Here is a 3,990-nt window from a genome sequence, read left to right as displayed (position 1 = left end):
CTCACACAGGCAAACCTCTACAAGTGCTGCAGCAAATGGCATCTAAATTCTTTAATGAAATGCGTGATGACCAGAATATGAATGGTCTGGCTGGGCAAAAAATCGAAGAGTGGCTGTCAAAGCATACTTTAGATGAGCTTAACACCCTGAATAAATTGGCAAAAGAACATTTTCTTTATGAAGGAATTACCTTCACGGTTTATGGAGATGAAGAAGGCACCGAACGTACCATCCCTTTTGACATTATTCCACGCGTGATTGCACGCAAGCAATGGAATATGGTAGCACTCGGTTGTGAACAGCGTGTTAAAGCCCTGAACCTGTTTTTACATGATATCTATCATCAGCAGGATAGCCTCAAAGCAGGGATTGTGCCTGAGCTGCAAGTGCTGACCCATGAGGCTTATCAGCCACACATGTATCAGCATAGCCTGAAAGGCAGCATTTATAGTCAGATTAGTGGCGTTGATATTATCCGTGACTCAAAGGGTGAATTCTATGTACTTGAAGATAACCTCAGAACCCCTTCAGGTGTGTCTTATATGCTGGAAAGCCGCAAGATCAGTGAAAAATTGATGCCAGGCCTGTTTGAACAGACACCTATTGCTGGTGTAGAGCAATACCCACATTTACTCAAAGAAATTCTGGCAGAAAACTCAGCTGTCGATAATCCGTTTATCGTAGTGCTGACTCCGGGCCGTTTCAATAGTGCTTACTATGAACATGCTTTCCTGGCAAGGGAAATGGATGTGCCATTAGTGACATCACGTGACCTTTATGTAGAGAACGCGAAAGTTTATGTAAAAACTATACGTGGTCATCAGCAGGTAGATGTTATTTATAGACGTGTCGATGATGCCTATCTCGATCCGCTTTGTTTTAAACCTGATAGCGCCCTTGGCGTACCAGGCCTGATGTCTGCCTATTTGCAGCACAACGTTGTTATTGCGAATGCACCGGGAACCGGTGTAGCAGATGACAAGTCGATCTATCCTTATGTGGATAAGATGATCAATTTCTACCTTGGTGAACAACCCATTCTGAAGAATGTTCCAACTTACCAATGCCGTGAGGCTAAAGATCTCAGTTATGTATTGGCACATCTTGATGAGCTGGTTGTGAAAGAAGCCCAAGGTTCAGGTGGCTATGGCATGCTGATCGGTCCACAGGCGTCTAGACAGCAGATTGAAACCTTTAGAGAGAAAATCATGGCTGCGCCACATTTATATATTGCCCAACCAACCCTGGATCTGTCCGTCAGCCCAACCTTAACCAATTATGGCATTGCAGAACGTCATATTGATTTGCGTCCATTTGTACTCAGCTCACCTTATCGTACTGAAATCGTGCCGGGTGGACTGACACGTGTAGCAATGCAAGCAGGTTCGCTGGTGGTGAATTCCTCTCAAGGCGGTGGCATTAAGGACACCTGGATTGTCGATAATCTCCATTCATAAAAATAGCAAAGAAGGAATTTGTCATGCTTTTACTTAATTCCAATGCGCAACATATTTTTTGGTTGGGTCGCTACTTATCAAGAACACAGTTTTTATGTGCCCATTTTCCATTTTTAGAAGATGATGCGGCAGTTGCGTATGCGCATGCATTCTGCCTCCCAGCCTTTGATGCCAGTTCGCTAAATGAACTGGTGCTGGATCCGGCTCAACCTTATTCATTCCATCAACAGTTTAAAGTGGCCCGTGACAATATTCAGGATCTACGTGGTGTACTGTCTGCCAAAGCTTATGCAGAACTGAACCGCCTGATTCGTACTGCTGATCAGAATGCCGGTTATATCTGTGATGTCGTGACAGATTGTCAGGATATTCTGGAAGGAGAATCTCCGGATGTGTTTCTGTTTTTTAGTCTGGGGCAGTGTCTGGAAAAGCTTGATCAGGAGCTACGTCTAGGTGAAGACACCACCACTACAATTGCAAAAATTGATTATGTAATTGAATCCTTGGTGGAGATGGGCTGGTCAGATCTGAATGAATACTGGAACCAGCTACGTGACCATACAGACCTGATCAATTTTTATCAATTCAGTGATTATATTCATCATATGTTTGAGATTAATGTATGAAGTTGATGGTGAATCACCAAACACATTATAGCTATACCGAGACTGTCACCAGTAGTATTCAGTACATTAAGATGATGCCTTCCAGTAATGTACATCAGCAGGTACATTCCTGGGATGTCAGCGTGCCGGGCAGTCGGGAGCTGAGCCGGGATGCCTTTCATAATTTGTGGATTACCAGTACTCAGCGCACACCTTATCAGTACTTAACTATTATGGCGCAAGGTATAGTCGATTTAAATCCCTTGAATAATGATCAGGGAATGAATGACCAGATCAATCCAAACCTATTCTTGCAGCCGACTTCAACTACTCAGTGTAATGAGGAAATGAAGGACTTTGTAAAACAGTATGTGCCAGCTTCAACGCGTCTAAATCTGGTCGCATTGGCTCAGGCGGTATTGGAGCATGTACCGTATATAACAAATAGTAGCTCGGTACATGGATCCGCCATTGATGCTTTTGAGGCGAAACAGGGTGTCTGTCAGGATCATGCACATATTTTCATTGCCATGTGCAAATATCTGGGCTTACCGGCACGTTATGTTTCGGGTTATCTGTATGCTCAAAATACTTCTCATCTGGCCAGTCATGCTTGGGCAGAGGTATTTATTGACCAGGCTTGGTATTGCTTTGATGTAAGTAATCAGTTATTTGTACCTAGTGCACATATTTATGTTGCCATTGGGCGTGACTATTGGGACGTCGCGCCAGTACGTGGAGTAAGAGAAAAGGGCGGAGTGGAATCCATGCATTCCATCGTCCAGGTTCTAAGTTGTTAGTAAGGACAAAAAATGACTTATTGTTGTGCGCTTCGTTTGGAGCAGGGGATGGTGTTCATTAGTGACACTCGCACAAATGCAGGTGTGGATCATATATCGGTGTTTCGCAAATTATATACCTTTGGTATTCCGGGTGAGCGCGTCATTGTTATTCAGGCATCGGGAAATCTGGCTACGACACAAGCGGTGATCGGGCATATTAAAAATCAGCTGGAACTGAATCAGGAACCTAATATTCTCAGTTTGCATACCATGTTTGAGGTTGCGGAACTGGTCGGCCGTACCTTGAAGCATGTGATTGAAAGTGTAACTACAGATACCATGGAGCAAAGCAACTATTATTGCAGCTTATTGGGGGGTGGTCAGATTGCCGGACAAGATATGCAGCTCTATCATATTTATCCGCAAGGCAACTTTATCTGTGCAACCAGTGATACGCCGTATTTCCAGATCGGGGAAAGTAAATATGGCAAGCCGATTCTGGATCGGGCACTCAGCTATGATATGCCGCTAGATGAAGCACTGCGATGTTCACTGATTTCCTTCGCTTCGACTTTACGTTCCAATGTTTCCGTAGGGATGCCGTTGGATGTGCTGGTTTATCATAAGGACACATTTGAAATTCCGACAGGTAAACGCATTCAGGAAGATGATGAATATTTCACCAAAATCAGTAAGCAGTGGTCGGACACTTTGAAGAAAGGTTTACAGGAATTACCTAAGCCAACTTTAGATTATTTTCAATAAAACTATCTATCTGTTTGATATCAGGTTACAGTGGCATGCTAAATTTAAGAAAATTTAAATTACAGAGGTTAGCATGCATCATTTTTGTTATGCCAGTCAGAGTACCTCTGATAAGTCGAATTTGCTCGATGACTTAACGGATATTCTGGCCGAGGCACGAGATTTTAATTATCGTCACGATATTACTGGGGCATTATATTTTGCAGATGGCTATTTTTTTCAATGTCTTGAAGGTAAATTGGAACATCTGAATGTATTATTTGAAAAGCTGAGCAAAGATCCACGGCATGAGAATATCAAACGTTTTGAAATGCGTCCGCTTGAGCAGATTAATTTTGCCGGCTGGTCGATGAAGTATATTTCACGAGATCGGAAGAGCGG

At 43.2% G+C, this 3,990-nt stretch carries 5 protein-coding genes; all 5 read left to right on the top strand.

Annotated elements, in window-relative coordinates:
- A partial coding sequence (locus tag B4033_RS09830) for a circularly permuted type 2 ATP-grasp protein (RefSeq protein ID WP_286833546.1) occupies positions 1-1,457 on the top strand: 1,457 nt, incomplete at its 5' end.
- Positions 1,458-1,480: 23 nt separating this feature from the next.
- Positions 1,481-2,083, top strand: a complete 603-nt coding sequence (locus B4033_RS09825) for an alpha-E domain-containing protein (RefSeq protein WP_286833544.1) — start codon at positions 1,481-1,483, stop codon at positions 2,081-2,083.
- Positions 2,080-2,862: a transglutaminase family protein gene (locus B4033_RS09820; RefSeq protein WP_048881271.1), complete on the top strand. Its 783-nt coding sequence runs from the start codon at positions 2,080-2,082 to the stop codon at positions 2,860-2,862. The genes B4033_RS09825 and B4033_RS09820 overlap by 4 nt, the downstream gene beginning before the upstream one ends.
- Before the next feature lie 12 nt (positions 2,863-2,874).
- A complete protein-coding gene (locus tag B4033_RS09815; protein ID WP_286833541.1) occupies positions 2,875-3,609 on the top strand; it encodes a proteasome-type protease in 735 nt (244 codons plus the stop codon).
- A 73-nt stretch (positions 3,610-3,682) separates the two neighbouring features.
- Positions 3,683-3,990 (top strand): BLUF domain-containing protein (locus tag B4033_RS09810; protein ID WP_286833539.1); only part of this gene is annotated, 308 nt, incomplete at its 3' end.

The organism is Acinetobacter sp. UBA3132 (assembly GCF_002364825.1).
GTDB classification, from domain to species: domain Bacteria; phylum Pseudomonadota; class Gammaproteobacteria; order Pseudomonadales; family Moraxellaceae; genus Acinetobacter; species Acinetobacter schindleri.
Note: the sequence above shows the minus strand (reverse complement) of the source record. Positions and strands in the feature narration are given on the sequence as shown.